Genomic DNA, 25,525 nt, shown 5'->3' on the forward strand with positions numbered 1-25,525 from the left:
TGATCACATAACTTTTACAAGTGTGAGGAAACACCATGTCACAAGTCGATTACTCTTATAACCCGCTGGGCTCAGACGGTTTCGAATTCGTTGAATATACCGCTGCTGATGAGAAAGGTATTGCGGCCCTTAAAGACCTTTTTTCATCGCTGGGTTTTGCTGAGGTAGCCAGCCACCGTTCCAAGCGTGTGTGGTTGTATCGTCAGGGGGATATCAATTTCATTGTGAATGCTGAACCGGCATCACAGGCAGAAGAATTTGCCAAATTGCGTGGCCCCAGTGTTTGCGGCATGGCGTTCCGTGTTAAAGATGCAGGAATTGCAATGAAGCACGCACTGGCAAACGGCGCGAAGCAATTCGTGGGCAATCTGGGACCCATGGAACTGAATATTCCTGCCGTTTATGGTATCGGCGAGAGCACGCTTTACTTTGTTGACCGCTACGGTGATGACAGCATTTACGACGTAGATTTCACCTTTTATGACGACTGGCAGGCAAGCATGGAAAAAGCCGGAGCCGGCCTGAGTTTTGTCGATCATCTCACTCACAATGTCCGCCGGGGTAACATGGCGTTGTGGGCCAATTTCTACGAGAACATCGGCAACTTCCGTGAGATCCGTTACTTTGATATAGAAGGCAAACTCACCGGCCTGGTGAGCAAAGCGATGACGTCTCCCTGCGGTAAAATTCGTATTCCTATTAATGAATCGTCCGACGATAAATCACAGATTGAAGAGTTTATCCGTGAATATAACGGAGAAGGTATTCAGCATATCGCATTAGCCACTGACGATATCTATCAGACCGTCAGAGATTTGAAAGCCAGAGATATGCGCTTTATGGACACGCCGGATACCTACTATGAAGGCGTGGATGCCCGTGTGCAGGGGCATGGTGAAGATTTGAATATGCTCAAAGCATTGCGCATTTTAATCGATGGTGCACCAATGAAAGATGGCATCCTGCTGCAAATCTTTACCGATACAGTCATTGGCCCTGTATTTTTTGAAATTATCCAGCGCAAAGGTAACGAAGGTTTCGGTGAGGGGAATTTCAAAGCGTTATTCGAGTCCATAGAACTCGACCAGATCCGCCGTGGCGTTTTAGATGGCCAGGCGCAGGACGAGAAAGAAAATGCGTAATTGGATCCGGTTTCCGGCTGCGCAGGGGACGCACTCGAAGCAGGCCCACGCCGATTTTCCGGAAGAGGGCATTTATGAACGTGAAATTGGTCGCAGTGGCTTTTTTGGCCCTGCGAGTCATTTACATCATAAGCATGCGCCGACCGGTTGGATTGACTGGGAGGGGGATTTACGACCCCGCGCCTTCGACCTGAATAAGTTGCCCCGTGATGCAGAGCACGGGCCTTTTTCCGCTCCTCTGATCCTCGGCAATGCTCATTGTAAATACCGCTTATGGCATTGCCATACTGCCATGCCGCGCCTGGCCCGTAATGCTGACGGTGACGACTTATTGTTCATTCATGAAGGTGAAGGAGAACTTTTTTGTGATTACGGACATCTGCCGGTAACCGCCGGTGATTATGTGCTTATTCCCCGCTCCACGCTATGGCGGCTGGAGCCGGCAAAGCCCATGACCATGTTAATGATTGAAGCGACTAACGAAGCGTATCAGTTGCCGGATAAAGGCATGCTGGGAGGTCAGGCGATTTTCGACCCCGCCGTGCTGGAAATACCGCAAATCAATGACAGGTTTATCGGCCAGCAAGACGAGAATAACTGGCAGGTAGAGGTGAAACGGGGCAACAAGGTGTCGGTGATCACTTATCCCTTTAATCCTCTCGATGCCATTGGCTGGCACGGTGAAGTGTGTGTGGTCAAGCTGAACTGGCGGGATATCAGACCTTTAATGAGTCACCGTTATCACTTACCACCGTCAGCCCATACCACGTTTGTAGCTCCGCGTTTTGTTGTCTGTACTTTTGTTCCACGGCCAATAGAAAGTGACCCCGGCGCTTTAAAGGTGCCGTTTTATCACAATAACGACGATTATGATGAAGTACTGTTCTATCACGAAGGCGACTTTTTCAGCCGTGACAACATTGAAAAAGGCATGGTGACTTTTCATCCGGCGGGGTTCACTCACGGCCCCCATCCAAAAGCCTTTGCCGCCGGTCGTGCCCATAAAAAGACATTTACTGATGAAGTCGCTGTGATGCTGGATACCCGTGACGCACTTGAGATGGGGGATGCCGCACTGGCGACAGAAAATCCGGAGTATGTGAATAGTTGGAAGACACCGGTGAAGGAGAATGAACAATGAAATTTGCGACCTATAAAAATGGCAGCCGTGACGGGCAACTGATGCTGGTTTCACGGGATTTGACCCGTACTGCTGCGGTACATGATATTGCGCTGACATTGCAACACGCTCTGGACAACTGGGCGCAGGTTGCCGGCGCATTGCAGTCACGATATGAACAATTAAATGATGGATTAATTGAAAGTGAGGCGTTCAAAGAAGAGCGCTGTGAGTCGCCTCTGCCACGTGCTTATCAGTGGGCTGACGGCAGTGCCTATGTGAATCATGTGGAACTGGTGCGTAAAGCCCGCGGTGCAGAGATGCCAGAGAGCTTCTGGACAGATCCGCTGATGTATCAGGGCGGGTCTGATGACTTCACCGGCCCCCGGGATGACGTTATTTTACCCAGTGATGACTGGGGTATTGATTTCGAAGGGGAGGTGGCGGTTGTCACCGACGATGTGCCAATGGCATGTTGTGAAACTGTCGCGGCTGAACGCATCAGGTTGATTATGCTGGTGAATGATGTGTCACTCAGGGGGCTCATTCCCGGTGAACTGGCTAAGGGATTCGGATTCTTTCAGTCTAAGCCTGCCAGCAGTTTTTCTCCGGTGGCGGTAACACCTGACGAACTGGGTAGTGCATGGAACCAGGCACAGGTTTGCCTGCCATTACGCTCAACCTATAACGGCGAGTTATTCGGCATGCCCCATGCGGGCACCGACATGACATTTAACTTCGCGCAACTGGTTGCGCATGCCGCGAAATCGCGTAATCTGGGAGCAGGAGCTATTATTGGCTCAGGTACCGTATCGAATAAACAGGGTACGGACCATGGCAGCGCTGTAAAAGAAGGTGGTGTGGGTTATTCCTGTATTGCCGAAATCAGGATGATTGAAACCATCCGTGACGGCAAGCCATCCACTCCCTTTATGCAGTTTGGCGACAGGATCCGCATAGAGATGCTGGATGAGCAGGGACACAGTATCTTCGGCGCGATCGAACAACAGATTAAACCACTCAGCTAACAAGAAGTGGCAAGCAAAAAAGGGCGAAACATGAGTCTGAAACTTTACGGTTACTGGCGTTCTTCGGCAACCTACCGGGTGCGCATTGCAATGAACCTGAAGGGGTTGGATTACGAATATGTACCGGTTCACCTGGTAAAAGAAGGCGGTGAACAAACTCATGAGGTGTTTAAGCGTCTGAATCCGGCGCAACTGGTACCTGCACTGGTGGATGACGATGAAGATTTCGTACTCAATCAGTCTCTCAGCATCATCGAATATCTGGATGAAAAGTACCCTGATACTTGCCGTCTGATCCCCGAGCACGCGCTTGAAAGAGCACGGGTTCGCGGACTGGCCCACGATATCGCCATGGAGATGCAGCCGTTAGGAAACTTACGGGTGCTAAATGCATTGCGGGATGATTTCAATGCGGAAGATGAAGACATTGCCGCATGGGTGCGCAAGTGGTCAGAAAAAGGATTTCAGGCGATTGAACGTCGTTTGCAAACACAAGCCGGAAAGTACTGCTTTGATTTTAATGTCACCATGGCTGATGTTTGCCTGGTGCCACAGGTATACATTGCTAAGCGGTTTAAACTGGACATGACACCGTTTCCGCTCATTTCCAAAATTGTTGATAACTGTCTGGCGCTGAATGCGTTTGAAAAAGCGAGACCAGAGAATCAGCCGGACTGTCCTGAATAACCATGACATAAAAACAAAAAGCCCGTTGATACTGCCATGTATTAACGGGCTTTTTCGTGTGTGATGACCGGTTACTGACTTTTTATTGGTAACTCTGTGGTGTTCTTCACCTGCTTCAATGCAAAAGTGGAGCTTAAGTGATCGACCAGTGGCAGATGGGTCAGCTTGGTTTTCAAAAGATATTCATACTCTTCAATGCTTTCAACAACCACTTTAAGAAGATAATCCTTCTCTCCGCTGGTGGTATGACATTCTACGATTTCATCGATTGACTGTACCGCCGCTTCGAAATCGGTGAGTGAATCTCCGTCGTGGTTTTTCAACGTCACGAATATGAAAACCGATACGCCGAGATTCAGTTTTTTGCTGTTCAGCAGCGTCACTTTTCGAAGAATAATTCCTTCTGATTCCATGCGTTTAACACGGCGCCAGCACGGCGTATGTGACAATCCGACCTTTTGACTCAAGTCGGCCATGGAGACAGTGGCATCCTGTTGAAGCACGCGAAGAATTTCGCGGTCAAATTTATCTAATTTCATTAATCAGGCATCTCGTCAGGTGTATGATAATTATTATAACACTCACATAATACTAGGATATATATCCTAGTCTATAGTTCTTGTGAATAACCATATTTCCTCTTGTAAACATAGCTTGAAATTAATGCAAAATCTGTCCTCGTGATGTTCGGATAAGATAGCCGGGTTATCAGTCACGATCAGAAGAAGAAAATCCATGTCAGTTTTTGAACATCCAGAGTTTGACAGTCACGAACATGTGGCATTTTTCCACGATGAAGCTTCGGGCTTAAAAGCGATTATTGCAGTGCATAATACGAATCTCGGTCCCGCATTAGGCGGTTGCAGAATGTGGCCGTATATCAACAGTCATGAAGCGCTGACAGATGTTCTCAGGCTTTCAAAAGGCATGACCTACAAGTCTGCTATGGCCAACCTGAAGCTGGGGGGCGGGAAGTCGGTGATTATCGGCGATCCCCGTAAGCACAAGTCTGAAGAAATGATGCTGGCTATGGGAAGATTTGTAGATTCTCTGGGCGGCAAGTATTTCACTGCTGAAGATTCCGGCATTGCAGTGACTGATTTGAAAACCATGGCAACACAGTCGGAATACATCACCGGTGTAAGTGCTAAGTATCATTACAATAATGAGCAGCCTGACGGCAATCCTGCTCCTTCAACAGCCTATGGTGTCTTCACCGGCTTGAAAGCAACAGTCGAACACGCGCTGAAAACAGATCTGAAAGGGGTGCGGGTGGCCATTCAGGGTGTTGGTCACGTGGGTTACCGTCTGGCGCAACATCTTCATGCCAACGGCGCTGAATTGTTCGTCACCGATATTTTCCCGGAAGGCATAGAACGGGCTGTCTCTGAATTAGGTGCGACGGCGGTGAAGCCGGAAGAACTATACGGACTGGACGTGGATGTGATTGCCCCCTGTGCGCTCGGCGCATCCATTAATGATGAAACGGTGCCTGAGATAAAGGCCAAGGTGATTGCCGGTGCTGCGAACAATCAGCTTGCCAGAGAATCTATGGGGGAAGTTCTGCGCCAGAAGGGAATTGTTTATGCACCTGACTATGTGATTAATGCCGGTGGTGTGATTGATATTTATCACCAGCGCATGGAGTCATCCAGTGAAGCTATGCGTGAGCATATTGAGCAGATTGGCCTGACGCTGAAAGAAATCTATCAACGTGCTGATTCTGATGAAAAAGCCACCAATATTGTGGCAAATGTTATCGCTGAAGAACGATTTAATCACAAGGCTTGAAACTTCGTCTTCAAATCGTCATAATGCGCCGCTCCTGAAGACAGCCGTCACGGCATAGTATCTGTTTTCAGGAGCACGCAAAGTTCAATGGTGGGCCCTGGTCCTCTCGCAATGATACTCTGTGAACCCGGTCAGGCCCGGAAGGGAGCAGCCGCAGCAGACGACTCATGTGCCGGGATGTGGCTGGGGCCCGCCACCCAATCTCCTCACTCGTCTGTTCGTTTCGATTTTGCCTGGTCCAGATATTTTATCGCCTTGTCCACGGCGTGTTCCACATTCATTTCCATTTGTTGTCTTTCACTCTGAGGAAGATAAAACGCCATGTCAACTTCAAAGCGGATATACCGTGGCGGTACCTGATTCAGCGCAAGGCAGCAAATATCTGCCAGATAGTCTGATGATTTAGTTTTATCAAGCTCCAGTTCGCTAAGCCGCTGCAAAACAAGGTGCTCATAATAGTTATGGATATCATCATCTAACTTCATAATTTTTCCTTTTTACCGGTAATTACTAAACTTACCCATGTTGCCATGCTTACCTTAACAGGGTGTAAACCTGTTCTGCCAGCACAATAATGCCCTGAGTCTGGCGCACAGTTCCCTCTACTGTTTATAGTTTGTTTCGTGTAAATGTCGAGAATTATCCGCCACATCAGCATGTTTAGTGGTGCGGCAATCAGTTTGATGTTCACGACAGTCGAAATCTCCTTACCAATAAGGCAGGAATATGAAAAGGAATACCACGCCGGTTTATTACGGCGATTATCTGCAACTGGATAAAATTTTAGGCGCACAGGGTCTGCAAAGTGAAAAGTATGGTGCTGCGGCCCACGATGAAATGTTATTCATCATCGTCCATCAGGTTTATGAGCTGTGGTTTAAACAGGTGCTGCATGAATTGAATGCGGTCATTGATACCTTTTCTCAGGACAAAGTAAAAGATGAACAACTTATCGAAGTGGTTCACCGTCTGCACCGCATTATTCAAATTCAGCAACTGATGAATGACCAGATCTCAGTAATGGAGACCATGACGCCACAGGATTTCATGTCTTTCCGTGATTACCTCGTGCCTGCTTCGGGTTTTCAGAGTATTCAGTTCAAACGTCTGGAAATATCTCTTGGATTAAAGAGAGAGTTCAGAATCGACTTCGATAAACAGAGCTTTTATAACCGTCTGACAGATCAGGATCGTGCGTTGCTTGAAGCGCTGGAGTCAAAGGACAGTCTGTTTGAACTGATTGACCGCTGGCTAAGCAGGCTACCGCTGCTCAAAAAAGATGAATTCACCTTCTGGCAGCATTATCAGGAAACTGCAGAAGCACTGTTACTTCAAGACAAAGCCACTATCGAATCGACAGCACCCGATGAAGCATCACGGCGTCAGGAATTACATGACTGGCAAACAACAAGAGATAATTTCGCCGCGCTGTTCGACAATAAAAAATATAATGCACTAAGAGAGAAAGGGACATTCAGACTCAGCCATGACGGCATGCTGGCTGCCTTGTTCATCAAGCAATATTCTCAGGAACCTATATTTAATCTTCCGTTCCAGGTGATTACCGCATTAACGGAAATTGATGAGAAGCTGACGATATGGCGATACCGCCATGCAATGATGGTTCAGCGTATGATTGGCAGCAAAATAGGAACCGGAGGTTCGTCCGGACACCATTATCTCAAGCGGACTACGGAGTCGAATCGCATTTTTACTGATTTTTTCAACATGGCATCTTTCTTATTACCTAAGGCTTCACTCCCTCCATTGCCGGAAAATATCCGTAAGTACTGTGGCTTTTATTTAAGCGAATAGCATTGATTCGTATTACCTGCGCACTTGCTTCATTTTTTGTATAGATAAATTTACAGTATGATCAAATATGTCGTATTAAGTTATCAAAATGTTACTTGATCGTGACTTATGTTTAACGCTGTAATGAAGAATATTTCCAAATTTTGCTTTTATAAGGATGAGTGTTTTACGTACTTGTATTTTTTAGTGTTTTTATCTCATTAAGTGCGGCTTTATTGTCCTTAAAGATGATTGATTTCCTAATAATGTAAAAATTCAAAAAAAATTTGAACTTTTGGAACTGACCCCCGCAAAGTAAGTTGACCGTCTGATAAGTATGTGGTTATTATCATCGCTGAGGTGTTATACCTTTTAATAATAAGTCGTGAAAAAACGATTTAATAACACACACACTAATTATTTAGTGGTCCAGGGAGACAATACATGTTTGAAAATACAAGACTGGCGAAGTCAGTAAAGCTTGCTTGTGCCTTCGGCGCAGTAACTGCTGCCTCAATGACCAGCAATGGCGCATTCGCGCAAGAGGAAGCCACGGCAGATGGTGAAAAAGTTGAGAAGATCCAGGTAACTGGTTCTCGTATTCGTCGTACAGACATCGAATCTTCCAGCCCGGTTCAAATTACATCAGACGTTGAAATCAAACTGTCTGGTTTTACCCGTGTTGAAGACCTTCTGAACAGCCTGCCTCAAATCGAAGCTGGTCAAACAGCTTTCCAGGCTAACGGCGCTTCAGGTACGGCAACTGTCGACCTTCGTGGCCTTGGCCCGAGCCGTACTCTGGTATTGGTTAACGGTCGTCGCCTGCAGCCGGGCGGTGTTTACTCTCAGTCTGCTGACATTAACCAAATCCCTGCCGGTCTGGTTAAGCGTGTTGAAGTACTGACTGGTGGTGCATCAACCACTTACGGTGCTGATGCGGTAGCAGGTGTTGTTAACTTTGTAATGGACACTGACTTCGAAGGTTTCGAGTTCACTGCCGGCGCTCAGGGCTACCAGCACGATAACGACAATGCTTACATGCAAGGTCTGATGGATCAGCGTGATTTCGAGTACCCTTCAGGCAGCTCTGGCATTGACGGTACTTCTTTCAACTATGATCTGGCGATCGGTGGTAGCTTCGACGGTGGTAAAGGCCATGCTGTTGCTTATGCAACTTACCGTCGTGATAATGAATTACGTCAGGAAGCCCGTGATTACTCTTCATGTGCTCTGAACGCTGCAGGTACTGCATGTGGTGGTTCCGGTAACGCTGAAGTACCAAACTTCTACCTTGGTGGCGTAGCTGACGGTGCGTTTGACTGGGATAACTACGGTTACTACACCCTGGACACTAACAGTGATTTCATTGATTCAGTGGGTAACGTGTATAACTATGCGCCTATCAACCACTTCATGCGTCCGGATGAGCGTTACAGCATCGGTGCTTTCGTAAACTATGAAGTTAACGAGCACTTTAACCCGTACATGGAAACCATGTTCATGCGTGACGTAACACGTGCGCAGATCGCCGAATCCGGTACTTTCTTCGCTGAAACTTATCTGCTGGACTACGACAGTGAGTTGTTGAACGATTCTCAGCGTGCCTTCCTGACATCTGAGCTGGGTATTACCAGTGGTCAACAGTTTGCGACTTACATCGGTAAGCGTAACACTGAAGGTGGTCCACGTTCTTCTAACCTTGAGCACAACTCTTTACGTATGGTTGTGGGTACTCGTGGTGCGATCAACGACATGTGGGAATATGATGTATCTGCACAGTACGGTACTACCGGTTCTTCTGCTGCTTACATCAACGACTTCTACCTGGAAAACATCGCTGCAGCACTGTCTCCGGACTGTGATGGCGACTGTATCCCTTACGAAGTATTTACTTATCAGGGCATCACTTCAGAAGCTGCAAGCACCTTAACCGGTACTGCAATCCTGAATGGTGAAACTGCTGAAACTATCGTGAACGGTTACGTAAGCGGTGAGTTCGATTACACATTACCTACTGCTGACGCGCCAATCGCGGCTGTATTCGGTGCTGAGTACCGTAAAGAAGAGTTCTCACGTACTTCTGACACTGTATTCGCAACCGGCGCACTGGCTGGTCAGGGCGGTCCTACGCCTAGCATCTACGGTTCTTACAGCGTTAAAGAGCTGTTCACAGAATTAAGTGTACCTGTTCTTGAGTCACTGACTTTAGACTTGGGTTACCGTTATTCTGATTACAGCACTTCAGGCGGTACGGATACGTACAAAATCGCCGGTGAATTCCAGGTTAGTGATGACTGGATGATCCGTGCTAACTATAACCGTGCGGTTCGTGCACCTAACGTTGCAAACCTGTTTACTCCTCAGGAGCTGGGTCTGTGGTCTGGTGTTGATCCATGTGCCGGTGCAACGCCTGAATACAGTGAAGCACAATGTGCTCTGACTGGTGTTACAGCTGCGCAGTACGGTAACGTTGTTGCCAGCCCTGCAAGCCAGTACAACAACTACACTGGTGGTAACCCTAACCTTGACCCTGAAGTTGCTGATACTTACGGTTTAGGTGTGGTTGCAAACCCAATCGAAAACCTGAACTTCTCTGTTGATTACTGGTTAATCGAAATGGAAGACGTTATCGGTACAGTTGGCTCTGAACTGACAGTTCGTCAGTGTGCCCTGACTGGCAGCGCTACTTTCTGTGATAACGTTGTTCGTTCTGGTTCAGGTTCTCTGTGGTTAGGTACTGAAGGTTATGTTGCTGCTACTAACATCAACCTTGCCGGCCGTACCTGGGAAGGTATCGACTTAGACGCGAACTATGAGCTGGAAGTGGGTGAAGGTACAATCACTGCCCGTATGGTAGGTACTTACTTCATGACTAAGGAATACGATACAATTCCTGGCGTTACTGAAGCATATGACTGTTCCGGTGAAATCAGCACAGACTGTTTTGCTCAGCCTGAATGGCGTCACACTCTGACAGTTAGCTACACCACCGGTGACTTCTGGTCTTTACAGGCTAAATGGCGTTACTACGGCGAAGTTAACTATGACGGCGCAACAGATACTCTGCTTGCAGACGGCATTTCTGCACAAAGCTACCTTGATCTGAAAGGTACTTTTGATGTGAATGACCACGTTGGCGTACTGATTGGTGTGAACAACGTTCTGGATAAAGAGCCGCCTCTGGTTGGTGGTAGCTTGTCTTCTAACGGTAACGCAGTTGCTGGTTTCTACGACACACTGGGTCGTTTCCTGCACGCTAGCGTAACTGTTCGCTACTAAGATAAAATTTAACTTTGTAAAAGCCCCGACTTAGTCGGGGCTTTTTTGTTTTTATATCGTTAAAAAAGTGTTACTGGTCGCAATTGACTTGCTTAAAGTACTTGATTTGTGTGTCCCGCTGTTACAAAAATAGAGAGGTTGAAGAATCCGGAAAATAAAATAATAAATATAAGCAGGTAGTTACGTGGAAACACTCAATCACGGTCTGAAGGAAATTCAGCTGCTGATGCAACAGCAGCACTACGACAAAGCGCTTCATGCTATAAATGAACTCGAGCGGGCATTCGGGCCATCAACTGATACAACATTGTTTCGCGCCAGAATATGTTTATACACCCACAGGTATGCTGACGCAGAGAAAAGCTACCTTACAATCGGGGTCCCGGCGCTCATTAAATGTAATGAGATCTATAACTTTCTTTTTGTTCTGAAAAAGCTAAAAAAAATACACACAGCTATCAATCAGTACCAGCAGTATAATCTCTCGGATGTGACTCTGAATATGGCATTACTGTATTGCCAGTTGCTGCATGAAGCAGGCATGGCAGAGCTTCTGTTGAATCATCTGAGAAGTGCTTCAGCTAAATTTCAACATGATGAACAGTTTTTGATTACCAGTGCTTTCTATCATCGCCTGGCTAATCACCCGTCTCCTTCTTTTGAAGCGTTAGAAGCAAAATCAGGGACTTCAGAACATTACTTTCTGGAACTCGCACACGGTCACCTCCATCAACAACAGAACGCAAAAGCAACAGAGGTTTTGCATCAGGGATTGAAAGTTCATCCTCAAAGTATTGCCCTGCACAAGATGCTGGCAGAGACATTACGCACCATAGACCCTGACGGGAATATTTTTGAGGTACTGGATGCGCACATTGCCCGTCTTAATCAGAGTAGTGTGCAGGTACTACCGCTGGCGTTTCTTAAAGCAGAAATACTCATTACCATTAAATCATTCAGTGAAGCCGGTAAATATCTGGCCTCTCTGAGCCAGCGCTATCCCTCGCAACTCAGGCTGACATATTTGAAATCTGTGGTTGCTTGCCGGCTGGAAAAATATGCTGAAGCCGAGCAATTACTGGATATTTGTATCAATGGCAGCGGCCCTGACAAGCGACTCTTTATTGATAAGTCTTTTTATCTCATGCGAAGAGGGGATTTTCCCGCTGCAGAGTCGTTTTTGATGAAGGCAGCCAATATTGCGCCATTCGATCAGGAAGTATTGGGGTATCTCAGTGTTTGCTGGCAGCAGAATAAAGCACAACACCGCAACTGGCTGGTTAATCAGCATGAGTTCGTGAAGTGCATACAGGTTAAAGACGATTTCGAACAGCTTGTACAATCAGAGGATGCCTGGCATCAACTCACCGGGTTTCTCAAACAGTTACACAGCAATCAGTATGACCCTCTGGATCAGAGTGTTAATGGCGGTTCACAAACAACCGGCAATTTGTTCTCGTTAACCGATCCCCTCATCTTCAATCTCAAACAGGTGCTCGAAAGAGCTGTTGAGCAGTATCTCAAAAACTTGCCAAATGATCCCAACCATCCGTTTTTAAAACGAAAAGGCTCCGGCTTTTGTTGTTCGGGAAGCTGGTCAGTAAGATTACGGGGTGAAGGCTTTCATACCAACCATGTCCATCCGGTAGGCTGGCTTTCAGGTTGCCTGTATGTCGATGTGCCATCGTCATTATTAAATAGCCATGCTATGGAACAAAAAGCGGGCTGGATAAAATTCGGTGTCTCAGACATTGTGCCGGATGTTGCGCCTGATGCCTCGTACCCGCCGGTGCCGGGCAATCTGATGTTGTTTCCGGCGTATTTCTGGCACGGCACTAATCCGTTTAAGGTCGACGTTGCAGAGCAGGGGGCTTCACGGTTAACCGTGATTTTTGATATAGAGCCGGTTTACGGTTAGTTGCCGAATAGTTCGCTGTAATGGTTCCAGCGTCCGACGGACCGGTTATGAAGGGGCTGACGGACCTGTTCCATAGAAGCTGTGGTAATAATCCCGTTATCATCTGACCCGCTGTTGCGGGCAGCGGGATCAAGACCAAGCCATTTGAGCACGGTATTAACGGTGTCCGCTTGATTTGCAACCAGGTCTTCGTAAGACACAGTCAATATGTCCTCTTCATAGTGTGTTTGCCAGTAAGACAGTAATGACTGTTGACGGTCGAGGTAGTCCAGCGCAGTTTCTGTCGTCAATGAATAAGACATTGCCGGGCCAAAACGGTTAAACAATAAAGATGTCGCAATGTCTTTATGATTGCGGCCGGTACATATAAACCGCGCACGGGGAAAGAGGGTTTTAATAAATCCGATTTTTTCAATATTGTCCGGTCGTTTATCAAGCACCATGGTATCACCGGTTGTTCGTAAAGCATCGAGCCGCATAAGGTAGGTTCGTCTGATCCGGTCAATAGATTCAGATGTTATTTCAGCAGCAGGTGGAAATCCTCCGCATATTAGGGGAGCGAATTTGAAGAAATGATCAATCTCTCCACCTGAACAGAGAAGAGGGTGAGCTGACAGTTGTTTTTCAAGAAGCGTTGAGCCACTCCTGAAAGGGCCGCAAATAAACACAGGCGACACATCATCTGATTCTGAGACAGGGTTCTGCGGAATCCTGCAATAGGTTTTGTGCCATGCCTGTATGCCGGACAACCGTTTCCGGTGACATTCTTTTATCGACTGAATATGTGAATGAAACAGAGCCAGGTCGACATTGTTAGCCTGTACTATTAACCGGGAGGCTGTGTCGTAATCATTTCTGCTGTCAAACCAGCGGGCAACTGCATAAACAAGATCAACGTCATCGTTATCTTTAAATGCGCCCGGAGACACAAAATGCGAAGATACCTGACTTGCGAGCCGGGCAATATCCGCAGACTGATGATCGCCCGGAAATTCAACTAATCTGGCAAGGGCACGCTTTTTATATTCCTGAGATGAAAGCAACGACTCAAACGTGCGTTTTGCCGCAGGATAGTCTCCGGTTTTCTGTAAAAATCCGCCGTAGTCAAACAACCCCGCTTTGTAACCGGGGGACAAAGACAGCGCCTCACGGTAATGTTTAAGCGCTGTTAGTTTATCAAGGTAATGGTCTGTATAGATAACCGCGAGCTTAAGATGCACTTCTTCCGGTTGTTCAATATTTTTTTCGAGACACAGTTTGTAGAAGCGAATTGCTTTCCCGTAATCCCCGCAGCCTTCTGCATACCAGGCAATATTAAACAAAATATTATGGTTATCGGGATGGCGTTGATTAAAAGTTTCCAGTACTTCAACTGCCTTAAAAACCTCGTTATTGAAAGCATAGGTTTCAGCCAGTTTTTCACTCCACAGAGGATTGTCACTTTCGCGCTCTGATTGTTGTTCATAGAAACGTATTGAAAAAACGGATCCCGGTTGTGCTTTTGCCAGTTCAAAATAAAAGGAAACCCTTTCACGTTCTGTCAGAGAGTGCTCCTCATCTACCATACGCCTTGCTTCATCAAATTGTTGCTTATCAAGCAATTGACGGAAACTGGAAACAAGTACAGCTATATTCATCGGGTTCTCTTTTGCTGAATCGCACTCTCAGCGAATGCGGGTAAATTCATTGAGCAGGGTAACATTTTTCCACGGGAATCCGAATTGGTAAACCTGCTATTTATGTGCGGTGAGTGGTTGATAATTGGCCATGAATAACCGAAGTTTGCTTGTAGCTTATTTGTAACACTTGAGAAAAAATGCCGGAGTTAAAGCAAAAAAACTGCTCTAAATGGCCTCTTTCTTCAGAAAAGTACGAAAACAGAGCAAAGTTACAATAACTGAATAACGTTTTATTAACGTCAAATCCTGAAACGCTTTAAACACGGGTATTTTGATCGGGGAGGCTGCATTAAGGAAAAAGCGATATCCGACAACATTTATCGCAATTTTACGCCTTTTTATCTACAAAGGAGGGCAAAATATGCCGGTTTTCATAACTTATTCTGGTAAGACCATTGCAAAATTGGTTATTCAGTAATCGTTCAGTCATTTTAAAATGCGGTGTTAAGACTGTGTTACTTGACTCATTCTATTAATCCGTGTGAGTATTAGAGTTCGTAGTGTTGGCGTTTTACGACAATCACTACCTTCCTTAAAAACATTGATAAAGTTTTTACGCCCCTGGCTCGAACATAATTTTATGTATCGCGCGAGGATTCAAATAAGAAATTTGGTTGGGAACTATGTCCAAGATGAGCAAGAGAACTCTTATTGCTTCTACTGTGATCGGTGCTTTCGCACTAACTGGTAGTGCAGCTGTCTCTGCAGTGGAGCTATCCGATCTTCAAAAAGAAGACGCGAAGATTCAGGCTGCTGCAGCGAAATCTCAAGAAAAAATCAACACGCTGTTCGAACAGTCTCAAGAACTACTTGTTGAATACCGTCAAGTTGTAGATCAAACAGAAAACCTGAAGATCTATAATGACTACATCGCTAGCCTGGTTGCTGACCAGCAACGTGGTATCGATTCTTTGCAACGTCAAATCGACAGCATTGAAGCAACTAAGCAGGGCATTGTTCCTCTTATGTTCCGCATGATCGATAGTCTTGAAAAATTCATCGAGCTGGATACGCCTATCCACCTGGAAGAGCGTCGCGAACGTGTTCAACGTCTTCGTGACCTGATGGCTAACTCTAACGTAACGGTTTCTGAGCAGTTCCGTCAGGTAATTGAAGCCTATCTGGTAGAAGTTGAGTACGGTACGAAGATGTCTTCCTACCAGGGTACTATTGAAGCTGATGGCGCAGAACAGACTGTTGATTTCTTCAACTTGGGTCGTACTGCACTGCTGGCTCTGTCTCTTGACCAGACACATGCCTGGGTATGGAACAACGATGCCCGTTCATGGGAAAAATTAGGTGACGAATACCTGGCCTCTACTGTTAATGCAGTAAAAATGGCTCAGGGAACTATTCCACCTGATCTGATCAAGTTACCAATCAAAGCAGCGGAGTAAGCGTTAATGAAACCAGTATTCAAATCTCTTGTAGCCGCTGCAACATTAGCAGTGGTAGCTTCCGGTGCGCAGGCACAAGAAGCAGTGAGCCTGCAGGATCTACTGGAGCAGGTTAAGCAAAACCGTGTCTCTGAATCTCGCATTAACAAGCAGCGTGAAGCAGAATTCCAATCTGCACGTGCTGATAAGCAAGCATTGCTGAAAAAAGCCCAATCTGACCTGACTGCAGAGCAGAATCGTGGTGACCGTTTAGCACAACAATTCTCTGACAACGAAACTACGTTGAACGACAAAGCTGCTGAGCTGGACCAGGCAACTGGTACACTGGGCGAAATGTTCGGTGTTGTTCGTCAGGCTTCCTCTGAAGCATTCGGACGTATTTCTACGTCTATCGTAAGTGCACAGTATCCTGGCCGTGACGATTTCCTGGCAGAAATGTCAGAAGAATCTAAAGGTCTGCCAAACATCAGTGAACTGGAAGATCTGTGGTTTGCTCTTCAAACTGAAATGACTCAGTCTGGCGAAGTTGTTCGTTTCAACACTGAAGTTGTGAGCCTTGAAGGTGGTTCTTCTGAGCAGGAAGTTGTTCGTGTTGGTGCATTCAACCTGATCAGTGATCAAGGTTACCTGGCTTACGATGCAGAAAACGAAGTTGTTCAGCCTCTGGGTCGTCAACCTGACGGTTACCTGGTAGCGTCTGCAAAAGACCTGGTTAACGCTACTTCTGGCCTTGTAGCTTTCAATGCTGACCCTTCTCAAGGTGCAATCCTTGGTCTGTTGAAGCAAAAAGCGACAATGTCTGAGCGCTACCATGCAGGTGGTGTTGTAGGTTATGTAATCACAGGTATGTTGGTTATCGGTCTGTTAATCGGCGTATTCAAGATGATTCAGCTGGGTGCAGTTGGTGCGAAAATTAAATCGCAACAGAAAAACCCTGGCAATCCTTCTACCAGCAACCCTCTGGGTCGTATCCTGACAGTTTATAAAGAAAACAAAACTGTTGATGCAGAAAGCCTTGAACTGAAACTGGACGAAGCAATTCTGAAAGAATTACCGACTATCGAAAGCGGTATCAACGTAATCAAGATTTTCGCTGCAATCGCACCTCTGCTGGGTCTGTTAGGTACAGTACTTGGTATGATCGCGACGTTCCAGACGATTACATTGTTCGGTACTGGTGACCCTCGTATGATGGCAGGTAGTATCTCGATGGCACTTGTAACTACTGCTCAGGGTATTATCGCGGCTCTGCCTCTGATCCTTACTCACAGCATTGTAGCTTCACGCAGCAAGTCTATCGTTCACATCCTGGACGAGCAAACAGCGGGTATCATCGCTGCTCACTCAGAGTCGGAGAAGGCGTAATATGATTTACCTGATTGGATTATGGGAATCTGTCAGGGATTTTATCGCTACCGGTGGTGACGTACTTTATTTCGTCGCCCTCGCGCTCTTTCTCATGTGGGTACTTATGATTGAGCGCTACTGGTATATGACTTCAGTGTTTCCAAAGGTGAAGAAAGACATCATCGCCAAATGGGACGCTCGTAGTGATACTACCTCTTGGTATGCGCATAGAATCCGTGACGCATGGATTTCTCAGGCGTCAGATGATCTGGACGCCAGGATGCTAATCATTCGCACGTTAGTGGCAATGTGTCCACTAATCGGTCTGCTGGGTACAGTTACCGGTATGATTACAGTATTTGAGACTATGGCAACGCAGGGAACCAGTAATGCACGTTTGATGGCATCTGGTATCTCAATGGCAACAATCCCGACAATGGCGGGTATGGTTGCGGCATTGTCCGGACTATTCATTAGTTCTCGTCTCGAAGCTAAAGCGAAGATGGCAAAAGAAGGCTTAGTTGATAGCCTGCCACATCACTAGAGAGAACGATTATGGCTCGAAAAGTCAGAACCGAAGAGGAAGATGCAGCAATTGATATGACGCCGATGCTCGACATCGTGTTCATCATGCTTATTTTCTTCATCGTTACTACTGTTTTCGTTAAAGAAGCAGGCATTGAAGTTAACAAGCCTGAGGCGAGCCAAGCGTTTCTTCACAAGAATGCCAACATTTTCATCGCTGTAACAGAAGATGGAACTGTATGGCTAGATAAACGTGAAGTCGCTGTGGACACCGTAAGGGCTAATTTAGAGCGATTACTTACAGAGCAGCCAACGGATTATGTTTTTATCCAGGCTGACGTCAAAGCCAAGCATGGTATCGTAGTCAAGGTTATGGACCAGGTTAAAGCCGCAGGCATTGACCGTATATCGGTAGCGGCAAGGGGTTAAGATGGTAAGGATAATCGTTTCTATATTATTAGGTGCGTTAGTTGCCTTTGGTCTGTTTGTTGTTATGGCAAAGCTCATTGAGAACTCTGCCAGACCTGCAGACGAGGTACCGGAAGCACCAGTTATTGATATCGTGATGCAGGAGCCGGATGATGAGACGCAAACGCGTACGCGTAAGCCACCTCCGCCTCCGCCGCCACCTCAGCAGCCACCTAAAGTTCAACCTGTTGAACCGGAAGCTGCTGAACCAAACACAGATGGTTTCAGTCTGGCAATTCCGTCAGTTGATACCGGTGGTGTTGGTGTAGATATTGGCGGTGTTGGTGCGATGCAACGCGATGGTGACGCTACACCAATCGTACGTATCGATCCTAAGTACCCACCTGATGCTGCCCGTGATGGACGTGAAGGTTGGGTAAAACTGCAGTTCACTATTAATGAACAGGGTGGTGTTGATGACATCAGTGTTATCGATGCAGATCCCAAGCGTATCTTCGACCGTGAAGCGCGTCGCGCGCTGAGCAAGTGGAAGTACAAGCCAAAAATTGTTGACGGTAAAGCGGTTAAGCAAGAAGGCATGTTCGTTCAACTGGACTTTAAACTGGAGCAATGATCATGAAACTACGTACATTTAAAATGTCCGCCGTTGCTTTGGTCATGGGTATTGGTGCTGCGATTGCAGCGCCAATGGCCGCAGCGCAAACAGCGCCTGCAGCGGCTAAACCTTCTGGCCCTGTACTGTGTCCTGGCTATGTCAAGGGTAAAACTACTCTTGTTGGCGAGCGTACCGGTAAGAAAGTTCAGGCTGCTTTTGAAGCCTACAATGAAGACCGTGTTCAGGAAGCTATCGATATCCTTAAAGAAGTGGATCCAAGTGACGACTTCGATAAGGCATACGTAAACCGCTTCCTGGGTAACCTGATTGCGTCTCAGGAAGGTAAGGGTGCAGAAGCATTCGGTTACCTTCAGTCAGCGGTACAAACTAAAGTACTGAATGACCTTGAGCACGCAGGCACGCTGAAGTTACTTGGTGACTTAAGCATGCAGGAACAAAAGTTCGACGACGCTGTTAAGTACTATGACAAGTGGATGGACTTTACCTGTAAAGAAGATGCACAGGTTTACACACGTAAAGCACAAGCATTGTATGAGCAGAAGAAGTTTAGCCAGGTTGCAGCAACTGCTGACAAAGCTATCAAACTGAATTCTGAAGCTGGCAAGCCAGACAAGAACCCTTATCTATTGAAACTTTCTGCTTTCTTTGAAGACAAAAAGTATCCTGAAACGGTAAGCGTTGCTGAAGTGCTTGTTAACATGTTCCCTGAGAATCCAACTTACTGGGTTCAACTGGGTAGCTTCTATATGATGGTTGAGCGTTTTGATAAAGCTGTACAAACTCTGGATATCGCTTACACGGCGGGTTATCTTGAGAAAGACAGTCAAATCAAACAGCTTGCTTCCCTATATGCAAATGCGGGTAATCCACATAAGTCTGCTGAACTACTGTCTAAGTATGTTAAGAGCGGCCTGCTGAAGAAAGATGCGGAGATGTATGCAAACATCGCTAACTCTTATCACCAGGCGAAGGACTATAAAGATGCGGCCAGTTATTACGGCAAAGCTGCAGAAGCAGATAGCGATCCTGAATATTATCGTAAGCAGGGTACTTTGTTACTCGTAGCTGAAGATTATAAAGGTGCTATCAAAGCTCTTAACAATGCTCTGGAACGTGGTGCTGAAGATCCCGCTAAGATTCACTTCTCATTAATGGAAGCGAACTTCTATATCGGTAACTACAAAGCAGCTTACGATCACATTCAGATTGCTAAGAAAGATAAGTCTTTACGTAGAAATGCGATGGCGTGGGAACCTTATATTAAAGATAAGGCTAAAAACCGCGGCATTAAGATTTAATGCTTAATTAGAATTAAAAAACCCTGCATCAGCAGGGTTTTTTGTTTCAGTACTTCTAATTTTATCTTTTGTATCCGGCCCGGAACCTGATTTCACACCTGACCACCGTCTTGCACCGACGACAGTAGTTTTTCACACCGGTGTCTCAGATCATTAACCATCTCTTTCTTACCTTGCAGTCCCGTGCGGTCCGCTAACTGTTTCAAAGAGTCACCTGCAGATAATCTGCGAAGTATTGCAGCTAATTCGATATCAGTGCCGGAATGGGCTTTATCAGCCAGTTGGGTTAAATAATTCAGCGAGGAATATAAATGGTCGATACTCCGGCTGCCTTCAACGAACTGGCGGATCCTTAATAAATGGCGACTACGCAGTAGCGGGGGGATCTCATCGTTTTCTTCCAGTGCCAAAAGCTGGTCAATAGCTTCTTCTGCCCTCTTAGAGACCGGATTGACGACCAGAGCACTGATCAATCCTGATGCTTTGTCCGGTTTGTTGCCCCGTTTTACAATGGTAAAACCATTAGTTACCCAGAATCTCAGTAACTGGTCATCAGCGCCAAACGATGAGGTGATCAAATCAGCACCTTCAGTCTGGCAGGTGAAAACAATTTGCTTGAGTAATTTTGACCCGAGACCTTTTGACTGCCAGCCAGGACTCACGGCAATGCGGTTAATCCGCCTTATTTTCATGGATGCAAAATTAGCATCAGTGCTCATCAAAGCCAGACTCTGTGCCGTCAGATGACCCTTTACACGACGTTTTCCTTCTGCAATATGCTCCGTGAGGGCTACCGGCGCAATGCTGCCTTCATGCTCTACTGCTGCGGCAGCAATAATCTTGCCTTTCACAGTAAGAAGGTGGAAGTTGTCTTGAGGAGAGTCTGTCAGTCTTAACATGTCATCGGGACTACTCTGGTAATGCGCAGCAGTAAGCATTTCCAGTACCTGGCGGAGTGTTGACGGTTCCATGTCTTTTGCCTGCAGGACACGGTGCTCCGGTGAAACAGGTTCCCGCGGGTCGCCTGGTTCTTCACGGCTCAGCGGTTGTCTGAATGTCAGGTTTGATACCAGAGTTTCCAGGTGGTCGCCACCGCGCCATCGTACAGGCTCTGACAGCTTTCTCACCGGAATATTTTGAGGCTGGAGAAACTTGGTTCTGAATCCTTGTCCACTGCCTTCATAACCGTCTGTGGTAGAGCTTAAGATAACAAACGCAGGTGTTGATAATAAGCGCTGTAGCAGCGGCAGTGGCAGCGCTGCTGCTTCGTCTATGACGAGAACGTCAATGTTATCTTCGGATAACAGCGGGTTGTCCGTAGCCATCCACTGCGCTCTGTTTCCGCTTTCGCATTCTAAGGACGCGAGTAATCCTGAGACAGAGGCTTGCGAATACGCTGTAACAGCTACATTTAACCCCAATTTCAGAAAGTGGGCGATAATTTTACCGGATAAAAAAGACTTCCCTCTGCCTCTGGCTGCCTCAATACAAACACACTTGTAAGTGCTGCAGTCATTCTGCGTGATCTCGTCAAACACCTTCTGCTGGGCAACTGTCAGTCTGTCAGACTCTGAAATGCGGGAAACTTCCACAGGCTGCGGGGAGGGGAAGTACACGCTGTCACGGCTGATCACGCCCGTCTCCGGAGTGTCTGTTAAAGGGCGCAGAATCTTATCGATATACACACTGCTATTCAGTGTTTCTCCGTAGCTTAAAAAATAGGGGCGGGTAACCGACGGATGATTGTGCCAGCTATCTGATGGCGGTGTCAGGAGTATTAGTGTTCCGGATACTTTTACTGTGCCGGCCAGAGCCGTCAGTACAGATGGCCTGAATTGCTCCGAGAAGTCGATGATAACAATGTCATACTCACTGCCTAAACACTGCCGGTATAAATTGAGTGGCGTGATCTTCGTTATCGTGGATTTTGCTGTATCAACAGGCCTGGCGTTAAGTTCGCCGGCAATGCAAACAGAAATACCTTCAGGCAGTGATGAAAGTATGCCTTCTACTGTGGTGGCAAGGTGATGCTTATCGCCATGGATCACCAGTCTTTGCCGGTGATAATCGCTGGTATTACAAAACAAGGGTGCTGTAAGCCAGTCAGTCACAGTTGTCTGAGCCATTTGATATCATTTAACGTATAATCCAGCCGCTATTTTATCTATTGTTTACGAGGAATTCGAATGCGCTTTTTATCCCGCCGGCTTGTCATGCCCAATGATCTTAACTACGCCAATGCTTTATTTGGTGGCCGGGCGATGGAATGGATTGATGAGGAAGCGGCAATTTTCGCTATTTGTCAGCTGGAAACAAATTGTCTGGTCACAAAGCATATTGGTGAAATTACGTTTGAATCCCCGGCGTTACAGGGCGATATCGTTGAGTTTGGTCTGGAAACTAAATCGGTGGGGCGTACGTCGATTACGGTAACATGTCTGGTGAGAAATAAAGCGACCAAGAAAACCATATGTCTCGCTGATGATATTGTTTTTGTAACTCTCGATCCGGATTCCCGTACTCCGACGCCCCATGGTAAAACGATGGAGATATTGAAAGCACAAACAGAGGCTGAAATCCGCAGCCTGAATCTGAATGCAGAATAAACGGTTAAAGCCGCCTGCTCACAAGTTCTGATGCGGGTAAGCGGCACTGATCATTGATCTCAGGCCGCTGAAATCCGCCAGCTCGTCACGATCTCTTCCAGCATCTCACTTTGCACCTTAGTCAGCGTATCCTGACTGTATTCAGGTGTTTCCTGTGAATTCAACAGATTAAATGCAATAGTATGACACAATGTGATCTGACCCGTCAGGTTGTCAGAATTTCCATTTTCGTCGTTGCTGCACAGTTTCCACAATTGCTGATTCACTGCACTGTTAAAACCCCATCTCAGTAACATTAACGATGTTGCACCATACAGGCAAACGCCGTATTCATCATTGATACGGTTAAGGAAAACGTCAAATGAAGCACTTTCGTCCCAGTGAGTGACTGCGCCGTCGGAAAACAGACATTCGTCGTGAAAAATTAGAAACAGGGATAATGTGCCAAACAGTAAAAGCTGTTTGACCTGCTCAGTTTGGTCCTCGTTTAAGCGGTTAAAACCGAACAGGCGCTGAAAGATAGTCAGGCTCAGCAGCATCGCATCAGTGAGCAGGTTAACTTTATCAAACCGGCATTGAGAGGTTAGCAACTGCTGCGCTGCGAAAATTACGGCAAGATTCCGGATATTGCCGAGCCCGAGATTCCGGCCGATTGCCTGTTCAAGATTTTTGGGTACAGAGCCATAAACCGCTCTGCTGGCCTTGCTCATAACGTGGGCCTGAAAAATCGGATCTTTTTCAATCAGGGAGATCACATCCGCCAGCGTCATTGTTTCGCAGTCCATATTCAGCAGAGACTGAATTGAATTGGGCAGGGGAGGCAGGTTCTCCACCACATTAATGAGATTACCGTTACCTTTTTGAAAACGCAGGCGGTTGCCAAGCTGGCGTAGCTGTCCTGCACTGATCCCGGCATGTTCCTTAAAACTGCGCTCAAAGGATCGGCGGTCAGAGAAGCCAAGGCGGGCGGCGGTGTCTTCCGTTTTTTCGCCACTGAGTAACCGGTGACATGACTGGTCATGAATGTACTCTTTGAGTAATGCGCTGAAGGAAATTGACTCTTGCCTTAACTGGCGACGAAAAGCGGACTCCGTCTGACCGAGTTGCGTCGCTACCCATTCCGAACGGATCCGTGCCGGGCTCGGGGCTTTGAGAAATGCTTCTTTAACCTGCTGTTTTAACGGCAAATCATTGCTGGTGTCGAGGTTTCCCGCCAGCATTTTTTTAATCGACTGAGAATAGTAAAACGACGCCTGTGTACGCCACTTACTATTAAAAACCAGGCTTACAACGACTCCCTCATGTCTGATATCTCCGCTGCTGACTGGCTTTAACAGGCTTACCAGATGTTCGCCGGATGGCGGTAAGGTGACCGTGGTGAAGTCGAATTTTCTGCCGGCGAGGTGACGACACAAAGCGAGGAGAAAATAGCAGCGGAATTCAGTAAGAACAGGGTGTGATGACGGCTGAAACCGGAGACAGGTTTCATTTCCGTCAGTTTTTACGGTCAATGCTGCACTGTTGCCCAGAATATAGTGGTAGTGTTTCCCCAGTACATGGAGTGCGTCATCAATATGCTTACTGGCCGTGAGATACACCACCAGATTACTCATTTTGTTGAAATCAAGATAGCCAATCAGGGAGCGGCCAATTGTCTCATATTCACTGGCAGGACAAAGAGAGTGAAGAATAGACGCCAGCCCGTCATCGTCCATTTTCTCATTTTCTATTTGTGTGACGCTTTCGAGCATCGTTGTGTCATATTCGTTATCAAGTCCGTTATCCCTTCTCAGACTCAATAAAGCGCGGATGACTGCCGACCAGAAAAAACCGTGATACTGCACGTTTGCTCCCTATACCGGATCCCTTCAGTCAAGGATATAAGAATTACCTGTGGCTTGACAGAAAAAGGGTGAATTTTGTGTTGGTACAAATTTGTACCGGATTTCGTTCAGAAGTGTCCTGTTTTACTTGCGGGCCTCTCCCTATCATTACAACCGTCGACTCATTGGTGGAAACGTCACTTCCACAGAGTAGATTTGCCAAACCTGTCGTGAGGCAGGGACGGAAAGCCACGGGTCTTATACCGCCATAAGACAGCCGGGTTGCAGTGAAGTTGTTTAACTATTTTCAGGCACACACTGCTCAAGGAACATAAATGAAATTTAGCATCAAAACTGCAGCCCTGCTAACCGGCTTCTGTGCGGCATTCACGGCTAACGCCAACATTATCAGCAGCTACGATATTGACTTCGCAGCCCAGACTTTGACTGCACATCAACAAAGCGGCACGTCTAACTACGGAACATGGACAAATAATGGCAGCGTACTGAACCTGCGCGAAAACAGCTGGTTCACACTAAATCTGGATGATGCTTTCGGGATCCAGAGCCTGGATTTAGACAATTCTGCTTCAGATATTTTGTTGTCATTTGAATTTCGTATGACGCCGGGCAACAACAATACTAATGCAAACCCTTACTCTGAGATTGGCGGGATCTGGCTGGCAGATTTCTCTGCCGGTGAACAGAATAACGATGCCAGCCGCACGTTTGCTCTGGGTGGCACACAGAATTTCGGTCTGGATGACTTTACTTATACCAGCGAACCAGCCTGGGAGACCTTCTCTATTACTCTGGATGATTACATGTCAGGACTTATTACCGACATCGTATTCATTAACGATTGTGATGCAGCCAGCGGTTGCGGAGATATGAAGGTTCGCTTCCGGAATGCCTCTATTACAGAAGTCAGTGAGCCAACCGCCATGTCACTGATCCTTCTGGGAATAGGGTTTATGGGATGGCGCACAAGACGCCAGAATCAGAAGGTCGCCTGACCTTCATTGCCCGCCACGTCACATCGCGGG

At 46.8% G+C, this 25,525-nt stretch carries 21 protein-coding genes, 1 other RNA gene and 1 riboswitch; of the genes, 17 read left to right on the forward strand and 5 right to left on the reverse strand.

The genetic code is table 11. The features are described from left to right. Window positions 1-35 precede the first annotated feature (35 nt). Genes hppD through maiA form a run of 4 tightly spaced genes read left to right on the forward strand, consistent with a single transcriptional unit; the run spans window position 36 to window position 3,977 of the window. Window positions 36-1,142 (forward strand): 4-hydroxyphenylpyruvate dioxygenase, encoded by a 1,107-nt coding sequence (gene hppD / locus ACXAGC_RS12770; protein WP_474844699.1) that lies wholly within the window; start codon window positions 36-38, stop codon window positions 1,140-1,142. After that, window positions 1,135-2,283, forward strand: a complete 1,149-nt coding sequence (locus ACXAGC_RS12775; protein ID WP_474844700.1) for a homogentisate 1,2-dioxygenase — start codon at window positions 1,135-1,137, stop codon at window positions 2,281-2,283. Before hppD ends, ACXAGC_RS12775 begins: the two co-directional genes overlap by 8 nt. Then, window positions 2,280-3,290 (forward strand): fumarylacetoacetate hydrolase family protein, encoded by a 1,011-nt coding sequence (locus tag ACXAGC_RS12780; protein WP_474844701.1) that lies wholly within the window; start codon window positions 2,280-2,282, stop codon window positions 3,288-3,290. The genes ACXAGC_RS12775 and ACXAGC_RS12780 overlap by 4 nt, the downstream gene beginning before the upstream one ends. Window positions 3,291-3,320: 30 nt before the next feature. Continuing rightward, complete coding sequence (maiA, locus tag ACXAGC_RS12785) at window positions 3,321-3,977, forward strand: maleylacetoacetate isomerase (RefSeq protein ID WP_474844702.1); 657 nt, start codon at window positions 3,321-3,323, stop codon at window positions 3,975-3,977. Window positions 3,978-4,048: 71 nt separating this feature from the next. On the opposite strand, the gene ACXAGC_RS12790 is transcribed toward maiA, so the two are convergent. Continuing rightward, complete coding sequence (locus ACXAGC_RS12790) at window positions 4,049-4,516, reverse strand: Lrp/AsnC family transcriptional regulator (protein WP_119500633.1); 468 nt, start codon at window positions 4,514-4,516, stop codon at window positions 4,049-4,051. A gap of 196 nt (window positions 4,517-4,712) precedes the next feature. Here ACXAGC_RS12790 and ACXAGC_RS12795 point away from each other — a divergent pair, with 196 nt between their 5' ends. Both ACXAGC_RS12795 and ffs read left to right on the forward strand, forming a co-directional pair. Beyond that, window positions 4,713-5,768: a Glu/Leu/Phe/Val dehydrogenase dimerization domain-containing protein gene (locus ACXAGC_RS12795; protein WP_474844703.1), complete on the forward strand. Its 1,056-nt coding sequence runs from the start codon at window positions 4,713-4,715 to the stop codon at window positions 5,766-5,768. A gap of 95 nt (window positions 5,769-5,863) precedes the next feature. Further along, window positions 5,864-5,960, forward strand: an RNA gene (gene ffs / locus ACXAGC_RS12800) — signal recognition particle sRNA small type. 14 nt (window positions 5,961-5,974) lie between these two features. Here ffs and ACXAGC_RS12805 read toward each other — a convergent pair. Beyond that, window positions 5,975-6,253: a late competence development ComFB family protein gene (locus tag ACXAGC_RS12805; RefSeq protein ID WP_119500635.1), complete on the reverse strand. Its 279-nt coding sequence runs from the start codon at window positions 6,251-6,253 to the stop codon at window positions 5,975-5,977. Window positions 6,254-6,494: 241 nt separating this feature from the next. On the opposite strand from ACXAGC_RS12805, the gene ACXAGC_RS12810 reads away from it, so the two are divergent. The 3 genes from ACXAGC_RS12810 (at window position 6,495) to ACXAGC_RS12820 (ending at window position 12,759) form a co-directional block, all read left to right on the forward strand. Beyond that, window positions 6,495-7,583 (forward strand): tryptophan 2,3-dioxygenase family protein, encoded by a 1,089-nt coding sequence (locus ACXAGC_RS12810; RefSeq protein WP_474844704.1) that lies wholly within the window; start codon window positions 6,495-6,497, stop codon window positions 7,581-7,583. 423 nt (window positions 7,584-8,006) lie between these two features. After that, on the forward strand, window positions 8,007-10,841 hold the full coding sequence (locus ACXAGC_RS12815) for a TonB-dependent receptor domain-containing protein (RefSeq protein ID WP_474844705.1): 2,835 nt from the start codon (window positions 8,007-8,009) through the stop codon (window positions 10,839-10,841). Window positions 10,842-11,025: 184 nt separating this feature from the next. Beyond that, window positions 11,026-12,759: a 2OG-Fe(II) oxygenase family protein gene (locus ACXAGC_RS12820; RefSeq protein ID WP_474844706.1), complete on the forward strand. Its 1,734-nt coding sequence runs from the start codon at window positions 11,026-11,028 to the stop codon at window positions 12,757-12,759. Here the strand turns inward: ACXAGC_RS12820 and ACXAGC_RS12825 are convergent. Continuing rightward, a complete protein-coding gene (locus ACXAGC_RS12825) occupies window positions 12,756-14,396 on the reverse strand; it encodes a tetratricopeptide repeat-containing sulfotransferase family protein (RefSeq protein ID WP_474844707.1) in 1,641 nt (546 codons plus the stop codon). The genes ACXAGC_RS12820 and ACXAGC_RS12825 overlap by 4 nt on opposite strands. Before the next feature lie 674 nt (window positions 14,397-15,070). On the opposite strand from ACXAGC_RS12825, the gene ACXAGC_RS12830 reads away from it, so the two are divergent. From ACXAGC_RS12830 to ACXAGC_RS12855, 6 genes are read left to right on the forward strand one after another with little or no spacing between them, the layout of a single operon-like run. Further along, entirely contained in the window at window positions 15,071-15,835 is a 765-nt protein-coding gene (locus ACXAGC_RS12830; RefSeq protein ID WP_119503338.1) for a DUF3450 domain-containing protein, read from the forward strand. Between the two features lie 6 nt (window positions 15,836-15,841). Further along, window positions 15,842-17,200 (forward strand): MotA/TolQ/ExbB proton channel family protein, encoded by a 1,359-nt coding sequence (locus ACXAGC_RS12835; protein ID WP_474844708.1) that lies wholly within the window; start codon window positions 15,842-15,844, stop codon window positions 17,198-17,200. Between the two features lies 1 nt (window position 17,201). Beyond that, a complete protein-coding gene (locus tag ACXAGC_RS12840) occupies window positions 17,202-17,726 on the forward strand; it encodes a MotA/TolQ/ExbB proton channel family protein (protein WP_119500641.1) in 525 nt (174 codons plus the stop codon). A gap of 11 nt (window positions 17,727-17,737) precedes the next feature. Then, window positions 17,738-18,136 carry an ExbD/TolR family protein gene (locus ACXAGC_RS12845; RefSeq protein ID WP_119500642.1) on the forward strand — a complete coding sequence of 133 codons (399 nt, stop codon included), beginning with the start codon at window positions 17,738-17,740 and terminating at the stop codon, window positions 18,134-18,136. A gap of 1 nt (window position 18,137) precedes the next feature. Further along, the gene (locus ACXAGC_RS12850) at window positions 18,138-18,749 is read left to right on the forward strand and encodes an energy transducer TonB (RefSeq protein ID WP_119500643.1); all 612 of its coding nucleotides are present in this window, start codon (window positions 18,138-18,140) and stop codon (window positions 18,747-18,749) included. A gap of 2 nt (window positions 18,750-18,751) precedes the next feature. Continuing rightward, window positions 18,752-20,050 carry a tetratricopeptide repeat protein gene (locus tag ACXAGC_RS12855; protein WP_474844709.1) on the forward strand — a complete coding sequence of 433 codons (1,299 nt, stop codon included), beginning with the start codon at window positions 18,752-18,754 and terminating at the stop codon, window positions 20,048-20,050. Between the two features lie 92 nt (window positions 20,051-20,142). On the opposite strand, the gene ACXAGC_RS12860 is transcribed toward ACXAGC_RS12855, so the two are convergent. Beyond that, window positions 20,143-22,176 carry a GNAT family N-acetyltransferase gene (locus ACXAGC_RS12860; protein ID WP_474844710.1) on the reverse strand — a complete coding sequence of 678 codons (2,034 nt, stop codon included), beginning with the start codon at window positions 22,174-22,176 and terminating at the stop codon, window positions 20,143-20,145. 60 nt (window positions 22,177-22,236) lie between these two features. Here ACXAGC_RS12860 and ACXAGC_RS12865 point away from each other — a divergent pair, with 60 nt between their 5' ends. Next, a complete protein-coding gene (locus ACXAGC_RS12865; protein WP_119500645.1) occupies window positions 22,237-22,656 on the forward strand; it encodes an acyl-CoA thioesterase in 420 nt (139 codons plus the stop codon). 59 nt (window positions 22,657-22,715) lie between these two features. Here ACXAGC_RS12865 and ACXAGC_RS12870 read toward each other — a convergent pair whose 3' ends face one another. Beyond that, window positions 22,716-24,500 carry a helix-turn-helix domain-containing protein gene (locus tag ACXAGC_RS12870; RefSeq protein ID WP_474844711.1) on the reverse strand — a complete coding sequence of 595 codons (1,785 nt, stop codon included), beginning with the start codon at window positions 24,498-24,500 and terminating at the stop codon, window positions 22,716-22,718. A 187-nt stretch (window positions 24,501-24,687) separates the two neighbouring features. Beyond that, a riboswitch (cyclic di-GMP riboswitch) is annotated at window positions 24,688-24,769 on the forward strand. Between the two features lie 45 nt (window positions 24,770-24,814). On the opposite strand from ACXAGC_RS12870, the gene ACXAGC_RS12875 reads away from it, so the two are divergent. Then, on the forward strand, window positions 24,815-25,495 hold the full coding sequence (locus ACXAGC_RS12875; protein WP_474844712.1) for a hypothetical protein: 681 nt from the start codon (window positions 24,815-24,817) through the stop codon (window positions 25,493-25,495). The last annotated feature ends 30 nt before the right edge of the window (window positions 25,496-25,525 follow it).

This window comes from Alteromonas sp. AWJ4_197, from assembly GCF_056160285.1.